This window comes from Nonomuraea sp. NPDC049750 (genome assembly GCF_040659625.1).
GTDB lineage: Bacteria > Actinomycetota > Actinomycetes > Streptosporangiales > Streptosporangiaceae > Nonomuraea.
This window is the reverse complement of sequence record NZ_JBFANB010000012.1, coordinates 12,180-38,703: the sequence shown is the minus strand read 5'-3', so window position 1 is coordinate 38,703 and position 26,524 is coordinate 12,180. Positions and strand designations below refer to the sequence as shown.

The following is a 26,524-nucleotide window of genomic DNA, read 5'->3' as shown; positions in this document are numbered from 1 at the left end:
AAGAGCACACGAATGTGGGTGTCCTGATCTCTTGCGAACCCTGATGAGCCGTTTCAGGCTTGTGGTTCATGAACGCAACCGGATCGGGCGGGTTCGACGCGCTGGCCACGCTGCGGGCGGGCGGGCACCCCATCGACCTGCTCGATGAGCGGCAGCGAACCGTGTTCGCCTCGCTCACGGAGACCGAGGTCGCCGTACTGAACTCGATCAAGAAGCGTCTGGACGACCACACCGGCGAGGTGGAAGGACAGGAGCTCAAGCTCGTATGAGTGACAGGGATCCGCGACCCACCCGCCGTAACGTCGTGGTCCTGTTCATCGACATCGTGGGGTCGACGGAGCTCGCCGAGCGTCTCGACCCCGAACTGCTCCTGCGCATCCTCGACCGCTACTACGCGGCGTGCCGGACGGAGATCTTCGAGCACGGCGGCGCCGTGGAGAAGTACATCGGCGACGCGATCATGGCGGTGTTCGGCGTTCCGCTCAGCCGCGAGGACGACGCGCTGCGGGCCGTCCTCGCGGCGGACGCGGCGATGACGGCCGTGCACCGGCTCAGCGCCGAGATAGCCCCCACCCATGGAGTCCGGCTGGACGCCCATTGCGGCATCGCCTTCGGCGAGGTGATGGTCGCCGACGGGTCCGGCTCAAACGTGCGGGTGATCGGTGACACGGTCAACACCGCGAGCCGGCTGCAGTCCGCGGCGGGCGACGGCGAGATCCTCCTGGGCGACGACGTGGCCCGCCTGGTCAGGCAGCACGCGCTGCTGGACGGCGTTCCCCCGCTCACGCTCAAGGGCAAGAGAGATCCGGTACGGGCGTGGCGGCTCGTCACCGTGGAGCCCGATCGCGGCGCGCCGGAGGCCGACACGGTCCCGTTGATCGGCCGGACCGAGGAGTTGCAGCAGCTGACGCGCTTCCATGACCGCGTCGTACGCGGGCGGCAGTGCTGCATGGCCACCCTGCTCGGCGTTCCGGGCATCGGCAAGTCCCGGCTCGTCAGGGAGTTTCTGACGAACCTGCCCGAGGACGTGACCGTGCTCGCCGGCCGGTGCCCGTCCTACGGCATCGGCGCCACGTACCGGCCCATCACGGAGATGCTGGAAGCCCTCAACGGCGACTGGCCCGCCATCGCCGAGGCCGTGGGAACGGAAGGCGAGCGGGCGTTGCGCGGGCTGGCGTGCCGTGGTGACGCGGAGTACCAGGACGACACTCCCGGGGTCGCGGAGATCGCGCAGGCCGTACGGTCGCTGTTCGAGGTGCTCGCCCAGCGCCGGCCGCTGGTGGTGGTGCTGGACAACCTGCAGTGGGCCGAGCCGACCCTCCTCGACCTGATCGAGGACTGCTCGGCGTGGCTCGCCGACGTGCCCGTGCTCCTCGTCTGCGTCGCCCGGCCCGAGCTCTACGAGGCCCGCCCCTCCTGGGGAGGGGGCATGACCTGCGCCATGTCGCTGGAGCTCGGTCCGATGAGCCCGCCGCACATGGCCCGGCTCGTCGCCGAGCTCCGCGCCGGGCGGGCGGACGTCGTCGCCCACGACGACGACGGCACCTACCAGCGGGTGATCCACGGTTCGGACGGCAACCCGCTCTTCGCCGAGCTGATGCTGGAGACCCTCGCCGAGGGCGCCGCCTCCCTCCCGCCCACCATCCAGGCGCTGCTCGGGGCCCGGCTGGATCGGCTGGACGCGGCCGAGCGCCAGGTGCTCGAACGGGCCGCGACCATCGGGCACTCCTTCTCGGTGGAGCAGCTGGAGGTCCTCTTCGACGGGGAACCCGCCATGACGGCCGCTCCGCTGAGCCGGTTGCGGCGCGAGCGCCTCATCCGGCGTGGCGCGCTGCCGGGAGCGTACGAGTTCGCGCAGACCCTCACCCGGGAGACCGTGTACGCGCTGACGAGCAAGGAGGTGCGGGCGGACTGGCACCGAAGGCTGGCCGACTGGTTCGGCGACCGGGCCGGCGACGCCTCGGAGCAGGCTCCCTTCCTCGGACCGGCGTCCGGCGACGTCAGCCGGCACCTGCTGGCGGCCTGCCGCCTCACCCGCCAGGTACGCCCCGGCGATCCGCTCCTGCCCGAGCTGACCGGCCGGGCCGCGGACCAGCTCATCAGGGACGGCGGTCAGGCGTTGCACCGCAGAGACCTGCCCGCGGCGATCGCGCTGCTGGAGCAGGGCCGGGAGATGCTGCCCCCGGGCAGGGACGAGCACCGGTCGCTGGCCGTCCGCATCAGCGACGCGGAGCTGGCACGGGGAGAGGCCGCCGCGGCGGCCGCGGCCCTGGACCGTGCGGAGGAGTTGCTGCCGGAAGACCCGCGAACCCAGCTCACCTGCGTGATCCAGCGGGAGGTCCTCGCCCTGCGCTCGGGCGCCCGCGCGCCGCAGCTCGAACCCCTTCGCGTACGGCTGGCGCTCGACCCCCGGGACGACCTGAGCTGGTGCCGCTTCCACCAGCTCCAAGCCCTGGTCCACATCCAGGAAGGCCGGTTCGGCGCCGCCGACCGCTCCCTGCGTGACGGGCTCGCGCCGGCCCGGCCGATGGGCGACCGTTACGAGGAGGACCGGCTCCTCGGCGGGCTGTGCGAGCTGGTGCAATGGTCTCCCACCCCGGTGCCCGAAGGGCTCGCGCTCTGCGCCGACCTGCTGGACCGGTTCGCCGGTGATCGCGCCCTGCTGGTGCCGGTGCTCGTCACCAGGGGCCGCCTGCTCGCGCTCTCCGGCGACCTCGGCGGCGCCCGTGAGTCGCTCGACACGGCCGGCCACTACGCGGAGGAGCTGCACCTCGGCCTCTCGGCGATCGCCGTCGTCCAGGTGCGGGGGCTGGTGGAATCCCTGGACGGCAACCACGAGGACGCGAGGGAGCTGTTCAGACGGGCCGCCGCCGCCCTCCGTACGGCAGGCCATGGGGGGCCCGCCGTCACCTTGGAGATCTACGCGGCGCGGGAGACCCTCCGGCAGGGAGACGTCCGGCAGGCGGCCGCGGAACTGGCGCGCGGCGGCGCGGAGCCGCCGCAGCTGCGCGGCGAGCTCACGGCCCTCGCGATGAGAGGCGCAATCGCCTCGTTCGACGGCGAGCACGCGGACGCGATGAGCGCCGCGGACCGTGCGACCGCGCTGCTCGAATCGACCGACGACCCTTGTCTGCGAGGGGACGTCCTGGTCGAGATCGCCCGGATCCGGCGGGCCGCCGGACACGACCCGGCCGAGGCCGCCCGGCGCGCGCTCGACGCGTACCTGAGCAAGGGCGCGAACCTGCCCGCGCGGCGCGTCCGCGACTGGATGAAGGGACTGCGATGAGCACGCCGCCCTGGCGCCGGAACCAGCGCGCGCACTTCCCCGGTGTGCCCGCGTGGGGGCTGGCCACCACGCGGCAGCCCCCGGAGCCCTTCCAGGTCAGCCCGCTGGCCGGGGTGACCAGGGAGTGGGCATGGGGTGGGGCCGACGGCACGGGAGTACGCGTGTGCGTCGTGGACACGGGCGTGGCGGGCGACCATCCCAAGATCGGCGGCCTGGATCGGTCGGTCGAGGTCGTCAGCGGGGACGAGGGCAGGCTGACCGTCGCCGAGTGCGCTCCCGTCGACCCGGCCGGGCACGGCACGGCCTGCGCCGGAGTGATCAGGTCGGTCGCCCCCGGAGCGGCGATCACCTCCGTACGCGCGCTCACCGACGGGAAGTCCGGCACCGGTGACGCCCTGGTGACCGGGCTGCGCTGGGCCATCGACCAGGGTTACGACCTGGTCAACCTCAGCCTGTCCAGCACGAGGTCGGGCCTGCGCGAATCCCTGCACGAACTCGCCGACCGCGCGTACTTCCGGCGTTGCCTCCTGGTCGCCGCCGCGCACAACATGCCGGTGCTCAGCTACCCGTGGACGTTCTCCTCGGTCGTCTCGGTGGCCAGCCACGACGAGGCGGACCCGATGACGTACTACTACAACCCGGCGCCGCCCGCGGAGTTCCTCGCGCGAGGGGTCAGGGTGCCGGTCGCCTGGCCCGGCGGCCGGGAGATCCGCAGCACCGGCAACAGCTTCGCGGCGCCGCACATCACCGGCATCTGCGCGCTCATCCTGGGCAAGCATCCGTGGCTGACGCCGTTCCAGCTCAAGACGGTCCTCTACCTGGCCGCGGACAACACCATGACGCAGAACGGAGAGCCCCATGTCCGCTGACTTCCCTGACTCTCCCGATTCGCTGGACGGCACCGAGCGCAGGCTGCTGCAGTCGATCGTCGAGGTGGCCCGCCACATGTTCGGCGCCGCCGCCGCCTCCATCTTCCTCGTGGACCCCGACACCGGTGACCTGGTCTTCGAAGCCGTCTCCGGCGAAGGCGAGAAAGAGCTGGTCGGGAGCCACTTTCCGGCGGGAACCGGGATCGCCGGCTGGGTCGCGGCGAGCGGGCAGCCGATGGTCGCGGACGACGTGTCGGCAGTGACGCAGTTCGCCCAGGACGCCGCGGAATCCACCGGTTACGTCCCGCGGACCATCATGGCGGCACCGCTCATCCGGTTCGAGGAATGCGTGGGGGTTCTGGAGGTGCTGGATCGCACGGCCTCCCGCAGCGATCTGGACGACATGGAGCTCCTGGGCATGTTCGCCACGCAGGCCGCCTGCGCCCTGGAACTCCTGCTCCGCGTGCGGCGGAGTGATGGCCGGGAGCCTCTCGCCGACCCGAACGCGCTGCTGCGGCGGATCGGCGAGAGGCTGCGGGGCAGGGACCGGTCGTCGGACGCGGCAGCCGTACGCCTGCTCGCCATCGCCGACGACCTCCTCGCACCGTAACGAACAGCCCGTCCACACCACCCCTTTGAGGCCATTTGTGCTTGTGCGGCCTCAAGTGGGTGGCCGTTGGCGCGTCCGGACACCGTCACGCGCGGTCACCATCCCGCCACGTCTGTTTGAAGGATGCCAAAGGGGAGCACGCTTCACGTGGAGAAGATCAAGGACCTGCCTGAGTTTCGGGCTGGGGACGCGGCATGAGAGTCGCCGCTGGGGGCATCTCCGGTCAGGGCACGACGTCGCAGTGTGACGACATCCGGAAGGGACGACATGGCAGACAGCCGTCCGCACGACGGACGCCCCGGGAACCTTTGGCCACTCGTCGGGCGCGCCGCGACACTGCGCACGGTCCTGTCAGCGGCGACGCAGGCGGACGTCGGCGGCGTGGTGATCGTGGGACCGCCCGGTGTGGGCCGGACGCGCCTGGCCAAGGAGGCGGTCGTGCGGCTCACGGCGGCCGGTCACCCGACGGCCTGGGCGACGGGGACCCGTGCCGCCGGGGCGATCCCCTTGGGACCATTGCTGCATCTCGCGCTCCCACACGACGCCGCGGAGCCCGTCACCGCGCACATCTTCGGCCAGATCGTGGAACGTTTCACCGTTCCCACCGGGAAACGGCCGGTATTCGTCGTGGACGACACTCATCTGCTCGACGACGTCTCGGCCGCGCTGGTGTACCAGCTCGCCGTGCACACAAGGACCTTCGTGCTGCTCACCGTACGACAGGGGCACACGGCGCCCGACGTGATGACGGCGTTATGGAAGGAAGGGGTCGCCCGCCGCGTCGAGCTGCGGCCGCTGAGCGACAACGAGGTGGACACCCTGCTTGAGCGCGGCCTGGGCGGTCCGCTGGACGCCGTCACGCGGCACACGTTCCGCCGGCTGTCCGCCGGCAATCCGCTCGTGCTGCGCGAGCTCGCGCGGTCCGCGCTGGAGGGATCCGCGCTGCTGCGCCGCGACGGCCTCTGGCATCTGAGTGGCGAGCTGCGGATCACCGGCCGGCTCGGTGATCTGATCGAGGCGCAGATGCAGGTCGACGATCCGGCCGTGCTGGCCGTACTCGAGGTGCTCGCCTGTAAGGAGCCGCTCGGCCAGCCCGTGCTCGAAGAGCTCACCGGGCACTCCGCCGTAGTACGGGCCGAACGGCAGGGGCTGGTGGTGGTCGAACCCTCCGGCGCGCGGCACCAGGCGCGGCTCACGATACCCGCGTACGGGGAGGTCATCCGCGCACGCATGCCACGCGCCCGAGCGAACGAGATCTGGGCGCGGCTGGCCGAGTCCCTTGCCGCCTCGCCACGCCGCCGCGCGGACGACGCGTTCGAGCTGGTCATGTGGCGGCGCACCGCGGGCCTCGACTCCTCCGGCCAGGAGTTGCTGGCCGCCGCCGAACGCGCCGCCGAACGGTTGGAGCTCGAGGTCGCCGAGCGGCTGGCCACCGCGTCCGGTGCCGCTGACGGCGGGGTGGACGCGAACCTGACCCTGGCCGAGGTGCTGGCGTTGCAGGGCCGCTTCTCCGACGCGGCCGACGTACTCCCTGATCCGGGGGAATGCGACAACGAAGAACGCGCCGACCGGCGCGCGATAGTCAGGGAGAAGATCGAATACTGGCAGCACGAAGCAGCGCCGGCCCAGGGGAATCCGACCGGCGAGCGAGCGGCGGAGGCGGTGCGGGCCTGGACGATGCTGATCGAGGGACAGGTCGCGGGATCTCTCGCCATCGGTACGGCGCTGCTCACCCGGCCGGGACCCCGGCTGCCGGCGGAGGCGACGGCACGGGCGGCCACGGCGGTCGTGCTCGCCGCGGGTCTCATGGGAGACATCCGCCTCGTCGAACGAGCGAGCGCCACCGGTCTGGAGATCGCCTCGCCGTGGACAGAGGCTCAGGTCGGCGCCGCCAGATGCGTCGCCCTGACGCTCGCGGGCGCTCTCACCACCGCGGCCAAGGCCGTGGACATCGCCTATCGAGAAGCCGTCGAGACGCGGCAGGCCGCACCATTGGTCGGCCTGTGGGCGATCGTACGTGGCTTCGTGGCGAAGGCTCAGGGACGCGTGAAGCCGGCCCAGCAGGCACTGCGCGAGGCGGTCGTATTACTCGGTGAGCACGACCCGCTGCGATTACCGGCTTTCTACCTGGCCGAGCTGGCCGGCGCGTACGCGATGGCGGGAGACACCGTCCAGGCGGACGCGTGGCTCTGCCGAATGGATGCCAGCCCCCCGCCACGGGGTGCGCTCTTCGACGCCTGGATGGAGCGCGACCGCGCCTGGGTCGCCGCCGCCGCGCTCGATCTCTCCAGCGCCGCCGGCCACGCCCTCGGGGCCGCGAAGACCGCGGGCAAGGCCGGAGTGCCGATGATCGAGGCCCTGGCGTTGTTCGACGCCGCGCGATTCGGCGCCGCGAAGGAGGTGTACGACAGGCTGCACCAACTCGCCAGGAACACCGCCGCACCCGCGACGGCGGCCTTCGCCACGATGGCCACCGCACTCGCCACGGACGACGCTCACCTGCTCGCGGAGACGGCCGAGCGGCTACATCGCCTCGGCCATCTGCTGCCCGCCGCGGAGGCGGCCGCGACAGCCCACCGGCTGCATGCCGGGGCGCGTCGGCGTACGGCGGCCAAGGCCGCGCTCGTGTTCGCCCGTGAACTGCTCACCGAGTGCGACGGCGCCCGCACACCGCTGACGGACCTGGCAGGGACCCTCGATGTGTCGTTGACTCCTCGAGAGCTGCAGGTGGCGAAGCTGACCGCGGCGGGATTGCCCGGCCGCGCCGTCGCCGACCGCCTCGGCCTCTCGCTCCGAACGGTCAACAACCATCTGGGCCGGGTGTACGCCAAGCTCGGGGTGTCCGGGCGCGACGCACTCGCGCAGGTGCTGGGCCAGCCTGATGCGCTCGGCCAGCCGGTTGGCGAGGAACCCCACGCTCAAGAGCCCCTCCAGGGCGATGCCTGATTTTGCTGTTGAGTAGCCGGCAGCCTTTACCGGTCAGTTTGGATAGCACTCGGGAAAGGCGTTATGGAAGCGGTGGGCGACGCCTTCCGGCAGCACAGCTTCTCTCTTGGGAGCGGCCAGGATCTAGGGTGCCTGCATGAAGATCCGCGCAGCCGCAGCAGAGGACGCCAGAATCCTGGCCCTGCTGAACCCTCACGTTCATGCAGCCCACGCCGCCCGCCGCCCCGACGTCTACCGCGTCGACCCACCCGAACAGGAACTGACCGACTACTTCGCCACTCTCCTGGTCAAAGACTCTACGCGTGCGTTCATCGCCGAGATTGATCGTCCAGTCGGATATGCCGTGGCTGCCATCGTGCGTCGCGAGGAAAACCCGTTCCTCCGCGCCGAATCCTTCATCCTCCTCAATCAGCTGGCGGTGGATCCACAAGCCGCGAGACGCGGGGTTGCGAGTCAGCTGATCGAAGCCGTGCGGGACGCGGGCAGGCTGGAGGGCTGCCGGCGGCTGCTGACCGACGTACTGGACTTCAACGAGGGCGCCAAGGCCTTCTATGCGGCGGCCGGATTCGCCGAGCTGAAACACGTGCTGGAGCAGCCGCTTTGATGTTTTCGTAGCGCACTTTGCCCGTGGGCACGCCGCTCACGGTAGCTCTTGCCGTGCTTGCGCTTCCCCTCATACCGTGGAGACCGAACCTGAGGTGAGGTTGGGTCGTGGGAGTGACCAGGCGCCGGTTTGACCCGGAGTTCCGAGCCGGTGCGGTGCGCATCGTCAAGGAGACCGGCAAGCCGCCAGCACCTTGCCCAAACTCGTCGAGGGGGATCTGGAACCAAGTCCAGATCCCCCTCGTGACCAGGGTCTTAGCTGGTCAGGCCGAGTGTCGCGTCAACCGCGACTTCGCCTGTCTCTAGCTGCAGCCACTGGTGGAGCCGCAGCCCTCGCAGACGTAGCAGCTGCCCGCCGGCCGCATCTTGGTGCCGCAGGTCATGCAGAGCGGGGCGTCCGCGGTGATGCGCTGGTGGTTCTCCAGCGTGAACTCCTGCACCGGCTCAGGCGCCGCCTCCTGCTCCGCTTCCTGCTTGGCCTCGATCGGTGCCGACTGGGCGAGCGCCTCACGGTCGACCGCCTCCTGAAGCGCGGCCGGGTCCTCACCGCGCTGCTGCGCGGCGCGCTCGGCCGCCGAGAAGATGCCCAGCGCCGCCCGCTCGTCGTAGGGCAGGTGGTCGAGGGCCAGGCGGCGGAAGATGTAGTCCATCACCGAGGTGGCCATCCGGATGTCGGGGTCATCCGTCATCCCGGCGGGCTCGAAGCGCATGTTGACGAACTTGCTCATGTACGTCTCGAGCGGCACGCCGTACTGGAGCCCTATCGAGATCGCCACCGAGAAGGCGTCCATGACGCCCGCCAGCGTCGAGCCCTGCTTGGACATCTTCAGGAAGACCTCGCCGAGCCCGTCGTCGGGGTAGGACGAGGCGGTCATGTAGCCCTTGGCGCCGCCGACCGTGAAGCGGGTGGTCATGCTCGGCCGCTGGTTGGGCATCCGGCGCCTGGTGGGCCGGTTGACCTCGATGACCCGGACCTCGGGCTCGGCGACCTCGGCCGCCTTGTCGGCCTTCTCGGCCTCCTTCTTGCTGCCGCCGGCCGACAGCGGCTGGCCGACCTTGCAGTTGTCGCGGTAGACCGCCAGCGCCTTGAGGCCGAGCCGCCAGCCCTCCAGGTAGACCTGCTCGATGTCGTCGATCGTGGCCGACTCCGGCAGGTTGACCGTCTTGGAGATCGCGCCGGACAGGAACGGCTGCGCGGCGGCCATCATGCGGACGTGACCCATCGGGGCGATGGCCCGCTCGCCCATCGCGCAGTCGAACACCTCGTAGTGCTCCCTGCGCAGGCCGGGGGCGTCGACGACGTGGCCGTGCTCGGCGATGTACTCGACGATGGCCTCAATCTGCTCCTGCTGGTAGTTGAGCTGCCTGAGCGCGCGCGGAATCGTCTGGTTGACGATCTGCATGGAGCCGCCGCCGACGAGCTTCTTGAACTTGACCAGCGCCAGGTCGGGCTCGATGCCGGTGGTGTCGCAGTCCATCATCAGGCCGATGGTGCCCGTGGGCGCGAGCAGGCTGGCCTGCGCGTTGCGGTAGCCGTTCTTCTCGCCGACCCTGAGGCACTCCGACCACTGACGGGACGCCTCGGAGTGGATCTTGGCGTCCATCGAGCCGACCGTGCGCAGGTCGTCGTTGGCGGCGGCGTGCTTGCGCATGATCCGCTTGTGCGGCTCGGCGTTGCGGGCATAGCCGTCGTACGGGCCGACGACCCCGGCCAGCTCGGCGCTGCGCCGGTAGGACACACCGGTCATCAGCGACGTGATCGCCCCGGCGACCGCGCGGCCGCCGTCGGAGTCGTACGCGTGGCCGGTGGCCATGAGCAGTGCGCCCAGGTTCGCGTAGCCGATGCCGAGCTGGCGGTAGGCGCGAGTGGTCTCCCCGATCTTCTCGGTCGGGAAGTCGGCGAACGTGATCGACACGTCCATGGCCGTGATGATCAGCTCGGTCAGCTTGACGAAGTTCGCGACGTCGAAGGTGTCGTCGTCCTTCAGGAACTTCAGCAGGTTGATGCTGGCCAGGTTGCAGGAGGAGTTGTCGAGGTGGACGTACTCGCTGCAGGGGTTGCTGGCGGTGATGCGCCCGGTCTCCGGGGTGGTGTGCCAGTCGTTGATCGTGTCGTCGTACTGGACGCCGGGGTCAGCGCACTCCCAGGCGGCCTTGGCCATCTTGCGGAACAGCTCGCGCGCGTCGACCTTCTCGATCACCTCGCCGGTCAGACGGCCGCGCAGAGCGAAGTCGTCACCCTTCTCGACCGCGTGCATGAACTCCTCGGAGACGCGCACCGAGTTGTTGGCGTTCTGGTATTGGACCGAGACGATGTCCTTGCCGCCCAGGTCCATGTCGAACCCGGCGTCGCGCAGCGCGCGGACCTTGTCCTCCTCGCGGGCCTTGGTCTCGACGAACTCCACGATGTCGGGGTGGTCGACGTCGAGCACGACCATCTTGGCCGCCCGGCGGGTGGCGCCGCCGGACTTGATGGTGCCCGCGCTCGCGTCGGCGCCGCGCATGAACGAGACCGGCCCGCTGGCCGTGCCGCCGCTGGACAGGAGCTCCTTCGAGGAACGGATGCGGGACAGGTTGACCCCCGAGCCCGAGCCGCCCTTGAAGATCACGCCCTCTTCCTTGTACCAGTCGAGGATCGACTCCATCGTGTCGTCCACGGCCAAGATGAAGCAGGCGCTCACTTGCTGCGGGCTCGCGGTGCCCACGTTGAACCACACCGGCGAGTTGAACGCGAACACCTGGTGCGTCAGCGCGTGCTTCAACTCGTGGTCGAAGATCTCGGCATCCTCGTCGGTGGCGAAGTAGCCGTGCTCCACCGCGGTCTTGGTGTAGACGCCGACGACCCGGTCGACCAACTGCTTCAGGCTCCACTCGCGCTGCGGGGTGCCCACGGCGCCGCGGAAGTATTTGGTCGTGACGATGTTGGCCGCGTTGACCGACCAGAACTCAGGAAACTCGACGCCCCGCTGCTCGAAATTGATCGAGCCGTCGCGCCAATTGGTCATGACGACGTCGCGGCGCTCCCACTTGATGTCGTCATATGGGTGCACACCGGGCTTGGTGAAGATGCGCTTCATCTTGAGCCCTTTACGCGGACGCTTACCTCCGCGCGCGACTGAACCGCTGGCCGTCTCCGTCATGACTCCCCCTTCTCCGCCTTCAACTGTTCGATCTCGGCCTCGAAGTCCGCCAGGCTCTCGAAACCGCGATATACCGATGCGAATCGCAAGTAGGCCACCTCGTCCAACTCCCGTAACGGGCCCAGGATCGCCAGCCCCACCTCGTTGGAGGGGAGCTCGGCGGCACCCTTGGCCCGGATGGCCTCCTCGACGCGCTGGCCCAATTGAGCCAGCGAATCCTCGCTCACCGGCCTGCCCTGGCAGGCCCGTCGCACGCCCGCGACGACCTTGTCACGCGAAAACGGCTCCGTTACTCCGCTGCGCTTGCTCACCATCAGCAGTACGGTCTCCTGCGTGGTGAACCGGCGCCCGCATTCCGGACAGGTACGGCGGCGCCGAATGGCCGCGCCGTCCTCTGTCGAGCGACTGTCGATGACCCTCGTGTCGGGATGACGACAGAACGGACAGTGCACGTTTGCTCGCCCTCCTCGACCGTGTGGTCACCACAGGCGTAAAGCGCTCTTCTGCGTACGCTCGCGCACGCCCCACGGCTTGCCATGGTGCGGTCAGAGAAACACAATTTGTGGTGAACTACATCGGTGTAACTACTAGATGTTGTGGTCCAACCGTAGAAGCGAGCGACCATGAACGCAAGTTGGACGGGGGCTTGCCGCCGAAGTCGCTGATCAGCGCAGCCACCTTGGTCCGGCTCGGGCGTGTCGTCGTCAACACCGGCCGACGGGGGTGTGTTCCTCGCCTCGCTGGTCACGTTGGTTGGCCGGTCTCACGTGGGTGAACACGGCTCACAGGCATCTCGTACGGCACATCCGTACGCGCTCGTCCCCGCGCTTTGGGTTGGGGACGGACCGTATCGCTTACCGGTTGAGAATCACACGGCTACGGCACTGACACCGGGCGGCACAGCACAGCACCGCGCGGCGCGGCGCGGCGCAGCGCGGCACGGCACGGCACGGCCGCCGCACGGCGCCAATTAGGGCTGTTCGGGGTTACGGCAGGGCGTGGGCGCTCGGGACGTACAGGTGGTTGCCGGGGCGGATGAGCGCGCTGGGCAGGCCGTTCAACCGCTTGATCTCGGTCACGACCGCTCCGGGGTCGCCCTCGTCGGGAGCCATCGCGTCGGCGATCGTCCAGAGCGTGTCCCCCTCGTGGACGGTCACCCATGGCAGACCCGCGTGACTCGGTACGGCGGGCGCCGCGGACGCCTGACTGACCGCGCGGGTGCCGAGCCAGAAGCCGCCCAGGGACAGCAGAGCCATGGCCATCACCAGTACGGCCCGCCCCCGTCGCGTGAGCCGTACGGGAGGATTACGCCGCCCGCGTCGAGTGACGCCGGCCTGCCTCCTGGACAGACGGGTCCGATCAGCGGGCAGGCCGCCCCTACGCCGGGGACGGCGTGTGTACGAGCCCGTCACCTCATGGGCCCGGCCACCGGAACGACCGGCCGCTTCCCGAGCCCGGCCCTCGACACGCCCACCCACACCCCGAGACCGCACACCGTACCGACCACCCACCCGGCGCGCCCGCCCCTCCGAGGGGATCACAGCCTCCCCAGGCCGAAGCTCGGACCGGCCACCCGATTCCTGAGACCGGCCTTCGGACCGGCCACCCGCGCCACGGCGCCGGCTTTCGGACCGGCGCCCTGCCTCCCGGGACCGGCCCTCGGACTGGCCAACCGATTCCTGAGACCGGCCCTCGATCCGGCGACCCACCCGACGCGACCGCCCCTCCGACCGGATCACAGCTTCCCGAGGCCGAAGCTCCGGCCGGCCCCCGGGCCGACTCTCTGCCTCACGAAACCGAGCGCCCGCGTCGCGGAGAGGGCCCTCCGCGCGGCCGTCGCCTGCCCGAAGCGACGAGTTCCCGGACTCCACCAATCGCCCGACTTCCGCCGAGCCTGCGGGCTCCACTGGGCGCCCGGCCGCGCCCGTGGGTCGCACACCTCCATCAGGCGGCGGTGTGTCGTCGGCGTCAGGGCGTGGCGCGGGCACCAGCCACAGGAGCGGTCTCCCCTGTGCCGCAGCCCGACGGCTGAGAGGCCCCCTGCCAGCCGATCCGCCCCCGGCACGTACGCTGCCTCCCCCCGGACGGCCACCGCTGCCGTATTCGGGACGCCCTCCGCCCCCGCGCGCAGGCCGCGTACCGCCTTCCCTGCCGAAACGGCCTCCGTCTCCACCCTCGCGAATGCTCCCGCCCCCAGCCCGCAGACGACCCGCGCTCCCAGTTCCGGAGCGAGCCCCGCCCGCTATCCCAAGACGGCCTTCTGGCCCCGGGGCAGCGGACCCCGGACCTGCCAACCCCGGACCCCCGGATCCCGAACCGGCCGATCCCGCATCAACGGACGGCGAACCAGCAGACCCCGAACCACCGGACGCCAGCCCAACAGAAGCCGAACCGGCGGAACCCCGACCGGCGGAACCCCGACCGCCAGCTCCCGGACCGGCGGAGCCCGAACCGACGAGCCCCGAACCGACGAGCCCCGGACCAACAGACCCCGGACCAACAGACCCCGGACCGCCAGACCCCGAGCCGCCAGACCCCGGACCAACAGACGTCAGTCCAACAGGCCCCAGGCCGACCGACGCCGAACCGCCAGACCTCGGACCGGCCGATCCCGAATCGCTAGGCCCCGAATCGCCGGACGCCGAACCAGCGGATCCCGAACCAGCGGACACCGGTACAACCGACACGGCCGCCGGTCCAACCGACCCCGAACCGACGGACGCCGGAGCCCGGTTGTCGGAGTTGTCACGGGTATGCGGGCGTTCGCGATCTGACCGATTGGCGGAATCGCCACCCCGAGAACCGTCACCCCGGTCGTCACCCGTGTTATCGCCCCCTGCCACCGGTCGCCGGGTGGCGTCCGCCAGGAGGGTGAGTCGCTTGACGTCGTCGCTGGTCGCATCTGTGATGGTGGTCGCTCGCATGTGTGACCTCCCAGCCGTCCCGGCCCGAAAAAAAGACCCAATAAAGATCGGCAAATCGAACACGGTGTCGATCGAACTCCCGTACGATGTTGTACACCACGCTGCCAACAATTTCGAGGAAGACTCGAACAATTGTTTGAAGATGATCTTCAACAGCGATACGGTCGCTGTGTGCGACACGAAGACCACGGACCGGGAGATTCGCCGGTGAGGCGGGCCACCGGGCGAGGAGGCAGATCATGAGCGATCGGGATGACACCAACGGGGTCAGTGACCTCGCGGTGCGTCGGCGTGACTCCCTGGGACTGACGCCCAGGCAACGCAAGATCCTCGAGGTGATTCGCGACTCGGTCCAACAGCGGGGCTACCCGCCGTCCATGCGCGAGATCGGCGAGGCCGTGCAGCTGACCAGCACGTCCAGCGTGTCGCACCAGCTGACGGCGTTGCAACGCAAGGGCTACCTGAGACGCGACCCTCATCGGCCGCGCGCTCTCGAGGTGCGTCTTCCCGGCGAGCCCGTGCTCTGGGTCGATCCCGACGCCGCCAACGAGTCCGACTCCCCGGTGAGCAGGCCCACGGCCGCCTATGTGCCGCTGGTCGGCCGGATCGCCGCCGGTGGGCCGATCCTCGCCGAGGAGAGCGTCGAAGACGTCTTCGCCCTGCCCAAGCAACTGGTCGGCGAAGGCACCCTCTTCCTCCTGCAGGTCGCCGGTGATTCGATGATCGACGCCGCCATCGCCGACGGCGACTGGGTCGTCGTCCGCCAGCAGCCGGTCGCGGAGAGCGGTGACATCGTGGCGGCCATGATCGAGGGCGAGGCTACGGTGAAGACGTTCAAGCGCAAGGACGGCCACGTCTGGCTGGTGCCACACAACGCCAACTACGACCCGATCCCCGGCGACGAGGCCAGCGTCCTGGGCAAGGTCGTAGCGGTCCTCCGCCGCCTCTGACTCCACACAGGTTTCCGGGCGCATGACAGGGTCATGCGCCCGGAAAACCGTACGTGTGTCTTACGAGTGGCCACGACCATACGGGTGGCTGATGGGTGGCCATGGATCGTATCGGGTGGCTACTGGGCATCTCCTGTACGGGCGTAGGTACGGACCGTACAGACGGCTAGCGGGTATCGACCGTGCGGGTGTCCAATGGGCATCAGTCGCGCGGATGGCTGACGGGTACGGCAGGAAGGCACCGCTCCTGTGATCCACGAGTGGTTGGTGTGGTTTCGCCACCAGCCACCTTGTGGGCCTGCCACATCGACGGGCCTTCGAGCATTTCGGCGCGAACGGACCGACCGAAGGCGAGACCGTCTGACCGGCCAGATGTGCCGACGATGAGACGGACTGATCAGTGAGACGGGTCGCCCGTGAGACCGGGCCGCCCGGCGAGATGGGCCGACTCCGAGATCAGGCTGGGCGTAAGACCGGGTTGACCGGTGAAGGGCCGACGATGAGACGGACTGATCAGTGAGACGGGCCGCCCGTGAGACTGGGCCGCCCGGCGAGATGGGCAGGTCGGCGCGAGATTGGGCCCGGTGAGACGGGCCGACGGTGCAATGAGCTGGCCATGAGACGGGCCAGCCGCCGTGAGACGGGCCGACCAAGCCAACCGTGAAACCGTGCCAACCGGACAAATGGGCTGGCCGTAAGGCCGGGCCGACCGTGAGACGAGATGGCTGTGAGACAGGTCGCCTGTAAGGCAGGGGTGGCCGTAAGACCGGGCTGATCGTGAGACGGGGTGGCCAGGATCAAGGTGGTTTTTAGAATGGCCGCGTGACCGACACAAAGCGGGCAGAAGACCTCAAGGCAACACACGACGGATTCAAGTGGGCCAACGCCGCTCCCGGCGTCATCCCCGCCTGGATCGCCGACATGGACCTCCCCACCGCCCCAGAAGTCGTCAACGCCCTCCAACGGCGGGCCCACGGTGACCTCGGCTACCCCACCTGGCTGGACAGTCCCCGCTGCGGCCCCCTGGCTGAGGCGTTCGTTGAGCGGATGGCCGGTCGGTACGACTGGGAGCCGGAGCTTGAGTATGTGCGGAGTTATTCCGACATCAACCAAGCGCTTCAAGTGCTCCTCCACGTATGGACCCGCCCAGGCGACGGCGTGGCCGTGCACACCCCCGCCTACCCCCCGTTCCTCGGCACGCTGGAGACCATGGACCGGCCGCCGCATCCCCTCCAGCTGATCGCCGACGGGGACTCGTGGCGGTTTGAGGTGCCTGATCTGTCCCGGTGCAAGGTGTTGCTGCTGGTCAACCCGCACAATCCCACAGGCCGGGTCTTCACCCGCGAGGAGCTGACCGAGCTGGCGGAGCACGTCGAGCGTCATGACCTGCTCGTCATCTCCGACGAGATCCACGCCGACCTCGCGTACGCCCCCAACCAGCACATCCCGTTCGCCACCATCCTGCCCGAACGGACCGTCACGCTCACCTCTGCCACCAAGGCGTTCAATCTCGGCGGCATCCGGTGCTCGGTGGCCCACATCGGATCGCCGGAGCTGCGTAAGGCTCTGGACGCGCAGCCGCCCTTCGTGTTCGGCTCGGCCAATCTGTTCGGGGTGGAGGCGACGGTGGCGGCCTGGCGGCACGGCGACGGCTGGCTTGAGAAGACCCGTGCCCTGTTGGACAGGAATCGCCGAATGGTCGCCGATCGCCTGCCTGAGGGGGTCGGCTACCGCATCCCGGAGGCCACCTACCTGGCCTGGCTCGACTACGGCCGCCCAGGCGTACAGGAAACGCTCGAACGTGACGCGAAGGTCATGCTGAGCGATGGCGCCACGTTCGGGCCCGGCGGCGCGCACTGCGTACGGTTGAACTTCGCCACCACCGAGCCGATCTTGGCTGAGATCCTGGACCGCATCACACAGACCGGATGACCATCATCATCAACCGGCCTGTGGCCGCACCCCGCCGTGCGGCAGTCCAGGAGGACCCGCATGACCATGGACGTCAATGACCGCAGGCCCCAATGACTCAGGGGCGCATGACCGCAAGGGAAGGTCAGAAGCGAGGGAAGTCCGTCTCCTCGACCCCCGCCGGCCCGGCGCCCACCGAGTCCTTCTTCAAGGACTCTCCCGCCAGGTACTCCAGCCGCGCGGTGATAGCCCCCTGAATCAGTACAAGGGCGAGCGACAACCGCCACCCCACCTTGATGGACGCCAGCCGGGCGGCCGGGTTGACGGCCGCGACCAGGCGCAGCCCCACGATCACCCCAAGCTCGCCCATGGTCGTCCAGAACGCGTACGAGTGCAGCCGGTTCAGCTGCTTCACCGCGTCCTGCAACCCGACGGCCCGGCCCGCGGCGTAGTCGGCGAGCTGGACACCCGCGGTGACGAAGTCTCGTAGCTTCTGGTCGGCCACGTCCTTGGCGCCGCCGTGCCACGCTGCCGCCAGTGCCTCCAGCTTCATCGGGTCCCCGGCCCCGAAGGTCTCGCCCAGGGAGTCGGCGGCGTGGCGCCAGGCCGCGATGGCCTCGTCGACCTTGTCGTCGTTCCAGGTCACGGTGGCCAGCCAGAGCATGAGCCCGGTCGCGGCCGTGATCGACATCGTGGCGGCGACCTTGAGCATGGACAGCGTGCGCTGGCTCAGGTTCGCCATCTTCGCCGCCTCGGCCGACAGGTTCGCGACCCCGGCGGCCGAGCCGCGCTGGAGGTAGGAGGAGGCCTCCGCCAGCCGGATGAGAGTCACGCCGGTGGTGCCGAGCGACGTGAGGCCATATCCCAGGCCGTTCCGGACTTCCGACTCCGGCGAAGGCGCCTCCCCGCGTACGAGAGGCTGCCGATCGCGGCCGATGGCGAGGACCGCGCGCATGGCGTCGTTGGAGGCCCGCACGTACCCGTCGGCGGTGAGCTTCAGGTTGCGCGAGATGCCCTCGGCCGACTCCACGCCGCGCCGCGCCCGGCTGTTGAACTCGTCGCAGGCCTGGTTGTGGCGTTCTCTCGCCGCGCCACCGGCGATGCCGAACGTCCCCAGAGGGAGCCCTGGGACGGCGAGCTTTTCCAGGGCCTTCCGGACGTCCCGGGCATTCAGTCCGGTTTCCCGGATACCGCTCTGACGATAGGCGAGAGGCTCCACCGCCCTACCTCTGAAGGAGGGAGTCAGCGGCCACGCGCTTGAGCGACAGCCCAAGGGCGTCACTCTGGCGATACGCAAGGGGCTTCATGAGATCAAGCCTGCCTACGGGATCCGCTCCGATCGTCATCGGAGCGGATCCCGTGATGATTCCGTTATGTAGCGAGGTTACGTCGCGAGGTTATGTCGCGAGAGGCGGCAGGTCCGCGACGAGCAGGTCCGCGACGGAAGGGTCCGTTAGGTCGCGAGAGGCGGCAGGTCCGGAGGTGTGGCCGCCGGGTGCTCGGCCAGGGCGGCGAGCGCGAGTTCGACCGCCTTCTCCAGCTGCGGATCGCGCCCCGCCACCCGGTCCTGCGGCGTGATGACCACCTCGATGTCGGGGTCGACACCGTAGTTCTCCACGCCCCAGCCCGGCCCGGCCAGCCAGAACGAATAGCGGGGCTGGGTCACCACCGTCCCGTCCACCAGCGAGTAGCGCGAGTCGATGCCGATCACCCCGCCCCACGTCCGGGTGCCCACCAGCGGACCGATCTTCCGGTTCTTGATGCCCGCGCTCACGATGTCGCCGTCCGAGCCCGCGAACTCGTCGGTGACGGCCACGATCGGGCCGCGCGGCGAGTCCTCGGGGTAGCGCATCGGCTCGTAGCCGCGGGCGTGGTTCCAGCCGGTGACCCGGCGCGACAGCTTCTCCAGCACGAGCTCGGAGGTGTGCCCGCCGCCGTTCTCGCGTACGTCCACGACCAGCCCCTCGCGGGCCATCTCCGTACGCAGGTCGCGATGGAACTGCGCCCACCCCGAGGCCACCATGTCGGGCACGTGCAGGTAGCCGAGCCGCCCGTCCGACGCCTGCCGGACGTAGGCCCGGCGGCCCTCCACCCAGTCGTGGTAGCGCAGCTGCGTCTCATCCGAGATCGGGGTGACCACCACCCGGCGCGTCTCGCCGCCCGACGCCGGTCGTACGGTCAGCTCAATGGGCTGGCCGGCCGTGCCGGACAGGGAGGCGAGCGGGCCGCGTACGGGATCGACAGGCCGTCCGCCCACCGCCACGATCGCGTCGCCCGCGCGCACGGCGACGCCCGGCGCGAGCAGCGGCGAGCGCGCGTCGTGGTCGGACGACTCGCCGGGCAGGATCCGTTCGACGCGCCAGACGCCTTCCGCGTCGCGGACGATGTCGGCGCCGAGCAGACCCTGGCGCCGCCGCGAGTCGTAGCCCCCGCCGACGGGCCGGGCGTAGGCGTGCGAGGTGCCCAGCTCGCCCTGTACCTCCCAGAGCAGGTCGATGAGCTCGGAGTAGGCGCCGATCCGGTCGATCAGCGGCGCGTAGCGGTCGAGGGCGCCCTGCCAGTCGACGCCGTTCATGTCCGCGCGCCAGAAGTGGTCGCGCATCAACCGGCCGGCCTCGGCAAAGCCCTGCCGCCACTCGGCGACCGGGTCGATCTGGACCGTGATCCGGTCGAGGTCGATGGTGACCACCTCATCGCCCTCACCGCTGGTGCGGGTCTGCAAGCCGTTCTTGCCGTTGAGGACGAGCCTGCTGCCGTCGCCGCTCACCTCGAAGGCGCGCGTCTCCCTGCCGAGCTCGGCCTTGGCGCGCTTCTTGAGGTCGTAGCGTTCGAGGACGGTCTCGCCGGTCGGCTCGGTGCCGTCGCCGAGCAACCCGGCCGTCGGGTGGCGCAGCCAGAGCAGGGCGTCCTTGGCGGTGCGCAGGTTGCGGTAGTGCGCGGCGGGCACGGGCACCGGCACCACGCGCGAGGCCAGCCCCTCGAGATCCACCTCGGTACGCGGCGGCTCGGCGTCCTTCTTCTCCGAGCTCTTCTTCTCATCCGAAGCAGAGGACGAGGACGAGGCGGGCTTGTCGTCCTCGCCGTTGAACCCGCGCCCCTGCAGGCTCGGGTCGAACGGCGAGGGCGTCGTCGCCTGCAACGGCACCAGGTACGGCCGGCAGCCCGCCGGGAACGACAGGTCGAACACGTGCGCGTCGTAGATCGGGTCGAAGGTCCGTACCGACAGGAACGCCAGATGCTTTCCGTCCCTGGTGAAGACCGGGTCGAAGTCGACGAACCGCAGCGGCGTCACGTCGATGACGGAGGTCCCGTCGAGGCGGCCCATCCTGATCTGCGACAGCCGCTCGTCGTGCGGGTGCACCCACGCCAGCCAGGACGAGTCGGGCGAGAACGTCAGCCCGCTGATGTCCCCCTGCGTCGTGCGATCCAGCTCCCGGACATTTCCGGATTCGAGGTCGATGACCAGCAGCCGCCCGTCGTGCGTGGCCACGGCCACGTGCTTGCCGTTGGGGGCGGCGGCCAGCTGGAGCACCCGGCCGAGCTCGCCTGCGGCCAGCGTACGGATCTCGCCGCCGGGCGTACCGATCTCCAGGCCGTCCTCACCGCTGGCGTCCGAGACCCAGACCGCCCGGCCGTCGGCGTCGAGCGCCCGCGGCAGCCGTACCCGGACGCCCGGCTCCACCCGCAACGCGCCCGCGGGCCCGTCTCGGTGGGTCACCCAGTGGGCGGTGCCGCGGATCTCGACCGCGCTCGCCCGCCCGGTCTCGTCCGGCGAGAACCCGCCGACGCGGGCCGGCGCCGGTCGCCGCGCGCGGGCCGGGCGCGGCCCGCCGAGCTTGACCTCCAGCTTGTACGGCTCCGCCTCCAGGCTCTCCAGCAGCCACAGGTCGCCGGCGTGGCTGTAGACCACCCGCTGCCCGTCGGTCGAGGCGTGGCGGGCGTAGAACTCGTCGTGCCCGGTGTGCTTGCGCAGGTCGGAGCCGTCGGGCAGGGCCGAGTACACATTGCCGGTGCCGTCGATGTCGGCCAGGAACGCGATGCGATCACCCGCCCACATGACCGACCAGTACTGCGCGTGGCTGTCGGCGAACAGCCGGGCGAACTCGCCGTTCCCCTCGGCGTCGACCCAGAGCTTGCCGGCCGTACCTCCCCGGTAGCGCTTCCAGTGTGACGGCTCGCGGTAGACCGGCGACACGGTCGCCACCCGGTCGCCGCTGACGGCGGCCTCGCTCACCCACCCGTACGGCAGGCGCACCGCCGGGCCGCCGTCCAGCGGCACCGCGTACGCCCACGTCCTGGCCCGCGAGCCCTCTCCCGTCGCGCTGACCGCGAGCACATCCCCGCCGGCGGTCCACCCGCGCGCGCCGGTCGTCGCGCTGCCCCAGTGGGTCAGCCGCTCGCCCTCGGCTCCGTCGAGCTCGGCGGCGAACACTTCGGGCGGTCCCTCCCGATGGCCGGTCCACGCGATGCGGGCGCCGTCGGGCGAGAACCTGGGGTACGACACGGGTGTACGGTCGGCGGTGAACCGCCAGGCCCGTCCGCCCGCCACGGGAGCCAGCCAGACATCGTCGTCGGCGACGAAGGTGACCAGGTCACCGTGCAGGTGTGGAAATCTCAGGTATGCGCCAGTTGTCACAGCTGCACACTAGTGCGCGTCCGGCCGCGAAGTCCGCCCTTGAAGTCTTGGTCAAGGCCGCCGCCGAGCAGAGTGTGACAGATGGTGATGGGGAAGAAGCCGTACGTGACGTCATTTCTGGAGGAAACGTGAGGATTCTCGCCCGCCCCCACCAGTGGCCGCCCCGCATCGCGGCGGGCGCGTACATCCTGGACTCCGGGCTGACCCTGGCTCAGGCCGACCGCGAGGCCGCCACCGGCGTGCACGGCATGGCGGCCACGGCTTTCCCGTTCCTTCGCCGGCAGGATCCCGAGACGTTCGTGCGGCTGCTTGCGAAGTCGCAGATCGCGGTCGGATCGGCGCTGTTGCTCCCGGTGGTGCCGTCGCTGCTCGCGGGGGCGGCGCTCACCGCGTTCGCCGGCGGGCTGCTCGCCTTCTACGTCAAGACCCCCGGGCTGCGCCAAGACGGCACCCTGCGCCCCTCTCAAGAGGGCGTCTCGGTCGCCAAGGACGTCTGGCTGATGGGCATCGGGCTGGGCCTGGTGGTGGAGGAACTGACCCAACGTTGATCTCCGGCGCTTGGTAACTAACGTGTGCAAGCCCGGGTAGTCGGCACACCATGGCAGAAATCGGCTACACCTTGATGTGCGAGCAGACTCCGGCCCGGCAGCTGGTGGACGACGCGGCCACCGCCGAACGGACCGGATTCGACTACGCGGTCATCTCCGACCACTACTTCCCATGGCTTGAGGAGCAGGGTCACGCGCCCTATGCCTGGTCGGTCCTGGGCGCGGCGGCGAACGCCACCGAACACCTGCCCCTCATGACGTACGTGACGTGCCCGCTGATGCGTTATCACCCGGCCGTCGTCGCGCAGAAGGCGGCCACGATGGGGGTGCTCAGCCAGGGCCGGTTCACGCTGGGGCTGGGCTCCGGCGAGAACCTGAACGAGCATGTCATCGGCGAAGGCTGGCCACCGGTCAACACCCGGCACCGGATGCTGCGCGAGGCCGTCCAGATCATCAAGAAGCTGTTCTCCGGCGAGTACGTCACCTACCAGGGCGAGTTCTACGACGTGGACTCGGCCAAGCTCTATGACCTGCCCGAGCGCCGGATCCCGATCGGGGTCGCCGCCTCCGGTGGGCAGTCGGCGGACCTGGCCGCCGAGTTCGGCGACCTGCTGATCGTCAACGAGCCGATGCCGGAGGTGGTGGATCAGTTCAACGCGCTCGGCGGGTCGGGCAAGCCGGTGTACGGCCAGCTGGCCATCTCCTACGACACCGACGCCGAGGCGGCCAAGGAGCGGGCCCACGAGCTGTGGCGCTGGTCGTCGGCCGGGTGGAAGGTGATGGCCGAGCTGCCGGGGCCGGTCAACTTCGGCGCCTACGCCGACTACGTACGGCCCGAGGACGTCGCCGGCAGCGTGCCGTGCGGCGACGATGTGGAGGCGGTGGTCGAGGCGGTCCGGAAGTACACCGACGCCGGGTTCACGCACGTCGCGCTCGTACAGATCGGGCACGACCAGCAGCAGCCCTTCTTCGGCTGGGCCGAGAAGGAGCTGCTGCCCGCGCTGCGCCGCCTCTGACTCGCGGCGCCGTCTCTGAGTCCGACGGGCGTCCGGCGGGTCACTCCCGTCAGGGGACGATGTTGACCAGCTTCGGCGCCCGCACGATCACCTTGCGCGGCTCGCCCGTCAGGTAGGAGCGGACCTTCTCCGAGCCCAGGGCCAGCGCCCTCAGGTCGGCCTCCGAGATGTCGGGCGACACCTCCAGGCGCTCGCGCACCTTGCCGGCCACCTGGACGACGCAGGTCACCGACTCCTGCACCAGCAGCGCCGGGTCGGCGGTGGGCCAGCCGGCCCGGCCGACGCCGCCCTCGTGGCCCAGGCGCTCCCAGCCCTCCTCGGCGGTGTAGGGCGCCACCAGCGACAACATGATCGCCAGCGTCTCGGCCGCCTCGCGGACCGCGGGGTCGGCGGCGCCGGGACCGGAGTCGATGGCCTTGCGGGCCGCCGAGGTCAGCTCCATCATGCGCGCGATCGCGACGTTGAAGCGCTGGGACTCCACCAGTCTGGTGACCTCGTCGATGGCGTGGTGCGTGGCCTTGCGCAGCTCGACGTCGCCGCCCTCGAACGACACGCCGGGCTCGGCGGCCACCTCGTCCATCACGCGGAAGGCACGGGCCAGGAACTTCTGCGACGCGGCCGGCGACATGTCGGCCCAGTCGATGTCCTCCTCGGGCGGCCCGGCGAACACCATGGTCAGGCGGACCGCGTCGACTCCGAAGTCGTCGATCTGCTTGCCCAGGTCCACGCCGTTGCCCAGGGACTTGGACATGGCCTTGCCGCCGTTGATCACCTGGCCCTGGTTGAGCATGCGCAGGAACGGCTCGGTGAAGTCCAGCATGCCCATGTCGTGCAGGACCTTGGTGAAGAAGCGCGAGTAGAGCAGGTGCAGCACCGCGTGCTCGATGCCGCCGACGTACTGGTCGATCGGGCCCCACTTGCGGACCGCCTCGACGTCGAACGGGCCGTCGGTGTAGCCGGGCGAGGTGTAGCGCAGGAAGTACCAGGAGGAGTCGACGAAGGTGTCCATGGTGTCGGTGTCACGCTGGGCGGGACCGCCGCACTTGGGGCACTCGACGTTGACCCAGTCGGTGGCACTGGCCAGCGGGGACACGCCCTTCGGCGCCAGGGCCTCGCCGCGCAGGTCGGGCAGCGTGATCGGCAGCTGGTCGTCGGGGACGGGCACCTCGCCGCAGTCGACGCAGTGGATGATCGGGATCGGCGTGCCCCAGTAGCGCTGGCGGGACAGCAGCCAGTCGCGCAGCCGGAAGTTGATCGCGCCCGTGCCCTTGCCCTGGGTCTCCAGCACTTCGATGATCTTGGAGATGGCCTCGGTCTTGGACAGCCCGTCCAGCGGGCCGGAGTTGACCAGCTTGCCCTCGCCCGGCGTGGCCTCGCCGGTCTCGCCGGGGTCGGCCAGGCCGGTGTGCACGACGACCTTCACCGGCAGCCCGAACTTCACCGCGAAGTCCAGGTCACGCTGGTCGTGGGCGGGCACGGCCATGATGGCGCCGTGGCCGTAGTCGGACAGCACGTAGTCGGCCGCCCAGACCTGGATGCGCTCGCCGTTGACCGGGTTGATCGCGTAGCGGCCCAGGAAGACGCCGGTCTTGTCCTTGTCGGTGGACAGCCGCTCGATGTCGCTCAGCTTGGCCGACTCGGCCCGGTATGCCTCGAAGGCCGCGCGCTGCTCGTCCGTGACGATCTCGTCGGCCAGCGGCGCGTCCACGGCCACCACGAAGAACGTCGCGCCGAACAGCGTGTCGGGCCGCGTGGTGTAGACGTGGACCGGCTCCTCGCGGCCCTCGATCTCGAACAGCACGTCGGCGCCCTCGGACCGGCCGATCCAGTTGCGCTGCATGGTCAGCAGCCGCTCCGGCCAGCCGTCCAGCTGCTGCATGTCGTCCAGCAGCCGCTGCGCGTAGTCAGTGATCTTGAAGTACCACTGCGTCAGCTCGCGGCGGATCACGTCGCTGCCGCAGCGCTCGCACTTGCCCGCCACGACCTGCTCGTTGGCCAGCACGGTCTGGTCCTGGGGGCACCAGTTGACCAGGCCGCCCTTGCGGTAGGCCAGGCCGCGCTCGAAGAAGCGGATGAACAGCCACTGGTTCCAGCGGTAGTAGTCGGGGTCGCTGGTGTGCAGGCGGCGCGACCAGTCGAAGGAGATGCCGTAGCGCTTGAACGAATTGGCCTGCGTCTCGATGTTGGCGTAGGTCCACTCAGCGGGGTGTGCGTTCCGCTTGATGGCGGCGTTCTCGGCCGGCAGGCCGAAGGAGTCCCAGCCGATCGGGTGGAGGACGTTGTAGCCCTTCTGGAACCAGTAGCGCGCGACCACGTCGGCGATCGCGAACACCTCGGCATGGCCCATGTGGAGGTCACCGGAAGGATAGGGGAACATGTCCAGCATGTAGCGCCGCTCACGCGTGTCGGCGGCGTCATCGCTGGCCCGGAACGGGTCCTGCTCCTCCCATCGCTGCTGCCACTTGGCCTGCAGCGCCTGCGGGTTGTACTCACTCACGGCGGTTGTCCTTTTGGATTGACTCGGACCCATAAGAAAACCCCTCGTGCGCATGACGAGGGGCAGCCGCGACGGCGAGCTGATCAGAGCCGTCGCGGCCCGCTAAGAAGCAGGGTCGCGGAACGCATAGGTCAAGCCTAGCGCACGTCTTCGGCTGAATGCGGGTCGTCGAGCCGGGTCAGTGGGCACAATGGACTCTTCAGGTCTGGTGAGATCTGATGGTGATGTATCCGTTGTGACCTCTAATGTCCCATTAGAATACTCTCGTCGCCGTGGTGTACCCAGTAGAGCCAGAACGTCCAGATGGTGGCCTGCCCATGCAGGACCCACCGACGGATCCGCACGGCTTCGCGCGTTTTACTGCGGAACCCCTGGTCTCGCGTGAGATCATGCCGGATGCGTTAAATCCGGACATAACCTCGGGAGGTACGGCAGCAATGGCAACGGAGAATTCCGGAGCACCCCATCTGCCACCGTCCTGGCCCGAGGCGCCTAAGCCGGAGGTGCCGACATCCTGGCCCGAGGCGCCCCGGCAGGACGCGGCATGGCCTGACTCCTCACGGGGCGGTGCCGCCCAGTCGTCATGGC

At 69.7% G+C, this 26,524-nt stretch carries 17 protein-coding genes; 11 read left to right on the top strand and 6 right to left on the bottom strand.

Translation table 11 applies throughout. The features are described from left to right. The first annotated feature begins 68 nt into the window (after window positions 1–68). The 6 genes from AB0J16_RS28605 to AB0J16_RS28580 all read left to right on the top strand — a co-directional run bounded on the left by AB0J16_RS28605 (window position 69) and on the right by AB0J16_RS28580 (window position 8,315). Window positions 69–269, top strand: a complete 201-nt coding sequence (locus AB0J16_RS28605) for an aroma-sacti cluster domain-containing protein (RefSeq protein ID WP_225288900.1) — start codon at window positions 69–71, stop codon at window positions 267–269. After that, the gene (locus tag AB0J16_RS28600) at window positions 266–3,286 is read left to right on the top strand and encodes an AAA family ATPase (RefSeq protein WP_358544914.1); all 3,021 of its coding nucleotides are present in this window, start codon (window positions 266–268) and stop codon (window positions 3,284–3,286) included. Before AB0J16_RS28605 ends, AB0J16_RS28600 begins: the two co-directional genes overlap by 4 nt. After that, complete coding sequence (locus tag AB0J16_RS28595; protein ID WP_358544913.1) at window positions 3,283–4,155, top strand: S8 family serine peptidase; 873 nt, start codon at window positions 3,283–3,285, stop codon at window positions 4,153–4,155. The genes AB0J16_RS28600 and AB0J16_RS28595 overlap by 4 nt, the downstream gene beginning before the upstream one ends. After that, a complete protein-coding gene (locus AB0J16_RS28590; RefSeq protein WP_358544911.1) occupies window positions 4,145–4,765 on the top strand; it encodes a GAF domain-containing protein in 621 nt (206 codons plus the stop codon). The genes AB0J16_RS28595 and AB0J16_RS28590 overlap by 11 nt, the downstream gene beginning before the upstream one ends. Before the next feature lie 267 nt (window positions 4,766–5,032). Then, window positions 5,033–7,711: a LuxR C-terminal-related transcriptional regulator gene (locus AB0J16_RS28585; protein WP_358544909.1), complete on the top strand. Its 2,679-nt coding sequence runs from the start codon at window positions 5,033–5,035 to the stop codon at window positions 7,709–7,711. A 136-nt stretch (window positions 7,712–7,847) separates the two neighbouring features. Continuing rightward, complete coding sequence (locus tag AB0J16_RS28580; RefSeq protein WP_358544908.1) at window positions 7,848–8,315, top strand: GNAT family N-acetyltransferase; 468 nt, start codon at window positions 7,848–7,850, stop codon at window positions 8,313–8,315. Between the two features lie 301 nt (window positions 8,316–8,616). Here the strand turns inward: AB0J16_RS28580 and AB0J16_RS28575 are convergent, their stop codons facing one another. From AB0J16_RS28575 to AB0J16_RS28565, 3 genes are all read right to left on the bottom strand, one after another. Then, window positions 8,617–11,454: a vitamin B12-dependent ribonucleotide reductase gene (locus tag AB0J16_RS28575; protein ID WP_358544906.1), complete on the bottom strand. Its 2,838-nt coding sequence runs from the start codon at window positions 11,452–11,454 to the stop codon at window positions 8,617–8,619. Continuing rightward, complete coding sequence (gene nrdR, locus AB0J16_RS28570; protein ID WP_214636146.1) at window positions 11,451–11,906, bottom strand: transcriptional regulator NrdR; 456 nt, start codon at window positions 11,904–11,906, stop codon at window positions 11,451–11,453. Before nrdR ends, AB0J16_RS28575 begins: the two co-directional genes overlap by 4 nt. A 534-nt stretch (window positions 11,907–12,440) precedes the next feature. After that, complete coding sequence (locus tag AB0J16_RS28565) at window positions 12,441–12,710, bottom strand: LysM peptidoglycan-binding domain-containing protein (protein WP_358544904.1); 270 nt, start codon at window positions 12,708–12,710, stop codon at window positions 12,441–12,443. 1,624 nt (window positions 12,711–14,334) lie between these two features. Between AB0J16_RS28565 and AB0J16_RS28560 the strand changes: the two genes are divergently transcribed. From AB0J16_RS28560 to AB0J16_RS28550, 3 genes are all read left to right on the top strand, one after another. Then, complete coding sequence (locus AB0J16_RS28560) at window positions 14,335–14,589, top strand: hypothetical protein (RefSeq protein WP_358544902.1); 255 nt, start codon at window positions 14,335–14,337, stop codon at window positions 14,587–14,589. A gap of 28 nt (window positions 14,590–14,617) precedes the next feature. Then, window positions 14,618–15,328, top strand: a complete 711-nt coding sequence (gene lexA / locus AB0J16_RS28555) for a transcriptional repressor LexA (RefSeq protein WP_357940151.1) — start codon at window positions 14,618–14,620, stop codon at window positions 15,326–15,328. 822 nt (window positions 15,329–16,150) lie between these two features. Next, complete coding sequence (locus AB0J16_RS28550; protein WP_358544901.1) at window positions 16,151–17,260, top strand: aminotransferase class I/II-fold pyridoxal phosphate-dependent enzyme; 1,110 nt, start codon at window positions 16,151–16,153, stop codon at window positions 17,258–17,260. A gap of 124 nt (window positions 17,261–17,384) precedes the next feature. Here the strand turns inward: AB0J16_RS28550 and AB0J16_RS28545 are convergent, their stop codons facing one another. Together AB0J16_RS28545 and AB0J16_RS28540 are read right to left on the bottom strand one after the other, a co-directional pair. Then, window positions 17,385–18,458, bottom strand: coding sequence for a hypothetical protein (locus AB0J16_RS28545; RefSeq protein WP_358544900.1), 1,074 nt, complete (start codon window positions 18,456–18,458; stop codon window positions 17,385–17,387). A 234-nt stretch (window positions 18,459–18,692) separates the two neighbouring features. Next, window positions 18,693–21,875 carry a PDZ domain-containing protein gene (locus AB0J16_RS28540; protein WP_358544899.1) on the bottom strand — a complete coding sequence of 1,061 codons (3,183 nt, stop codon included), beginning with the start codon at window positions 21,873–21,875 and terminating at the stop codon, window positions 18,693–18,695. Between the two features lie 128 nt (window positions 21,876–22,003). On the opposite strand from AB0J16_RS28540, the gene AB0J16_RS28535 reads away from it, so the two are divergent. Both AB0J16_RS28535 and AB0J16_RS28530 read left to right on the top strand, forming a co-directional pair. Next, window positions 22,004–22,423: a hypothetical protein gene (locus AB0J16_RS28535; RefSeq protein WP_358544898.1), complete on the top strand. Its 420-nt coding sequence runs from the start codon at window positions 22,004–22,006 to the stop codon at window positions 22,421–22,423. A 50-nt stretch (window positions 22,424–22,473) separates the two neighbouring features. After that, entirely contained in the window at window positions 22,474–23,439 is a 966-nt protein-coding gene (locus AB0J16_RS28530; protein WP_358544897.1) for a TIGR03557 family F420-dependent LLM class oxidoreductase, read from the top strand. A gap of 49 nt (window positions 23,440–23,488) precedes the next feature. Here AB0J16_RS28530 and leuS read toward each other — a convergent pair whose 3' ends face one another. Continuing rightward, window positions 23,489–25,969, bottom strand: a complete 2,481-nt coding sequence (gene leuS / locus AB0J16_RS28525) for a leucine--tRNA ligase (protein WP_358544896.1) — start codon at window positions 25,967–25,969, stop codon at window positions 23,489–23,491. Window positions 25,970–26,524 lie beyond the last annotated feature (555 nt).

What these genes read in the sequence shown, in the direction of transcription:
- AB0J16_RS28605 (WP_225288900.1), top strand. Translation starts at nt 69, where the DNA reads ATGAACGCAACCGGATCGGGCGGGTTCGACGCGCTGGCCACGCTGCGG.
- AB0J16_RS28600 (WP_358544914.1), top strand. Translation starts at nt 266, where the DNA reads ATGAGTGACAGGGATCCGCGACCCACCCGCCGTAACGTCGTGGTCCTG.
- AB0J16_RS28595 (WP_358544913.1), top strand. Translation starts at nt 3,283, where the DNA reads ATGAGCACGCCGCCCTGGCGCCGGAACCAGCGCGCGCACTTCCCCGGT.
- AB0J16_RS28590 (WP_358544911.1), top strand. Translation starts at nt 4,145, where the DNA reads ATGTCCGCTGACTTCCCTGACTCTCCCGATTCGCTGGACGGCACCGAG.
- AB0J16_RS28585 (WP_358544909.1), top strand. Translation starts at nt 5,033, where the DNA reads ATGGCAGACAGCCGTCCGCACGACGGACGCCCCGGGAACCTTTGGCCA.
- AB0J16_RS28580 (WP_358544908.1), top strand. Translation starts at nt 7,848, where the DNA reads ATGAAGATCCGCGCAGCCGCAGCAGAGGACGCCAGAATCCTGGCCCTG.
- AB0J16_RS28575 (WP_358544906.1), bottom strand. Translation starts at nt 11,454, where the DNA reads ATGACGGAGACGGCCAGCGGTTCAGTCGCGCGCGGAGGTAAGCGTCCG.
- AB0J16_RS28565 (WP_358544904.1), bottom strand. Translation starts at nt 12,710, where the DNA reads ATGGCTCTGCTGTCCCTGGGCGGCTTCTGGCTCGGCACCCGCGCGGTC.
- lexA (WP_357940151.1), top strand. Translation starts at nt 14,618, where the DNA reads ATGAGCGATCGGGATGACACCAACGGGGTCAGTGACCTCGCGGTGCGT.
- AB0J16_RS28530 (WP_358544897.1), top strand. Translation starts at nt 22,474, where the DNA reads ATGGCAGAAATCGGCTACACCTTGATGTGCGAGCAGACTCCGGCCCGG.
- leuS (WP_358544896.1), bottom strand. Translation starts at nt 25,969, where the DNA reads ATGGGTCCGAGTCAATCCAAAAGGACAACCGCCGTGAGTGAGTACAAC.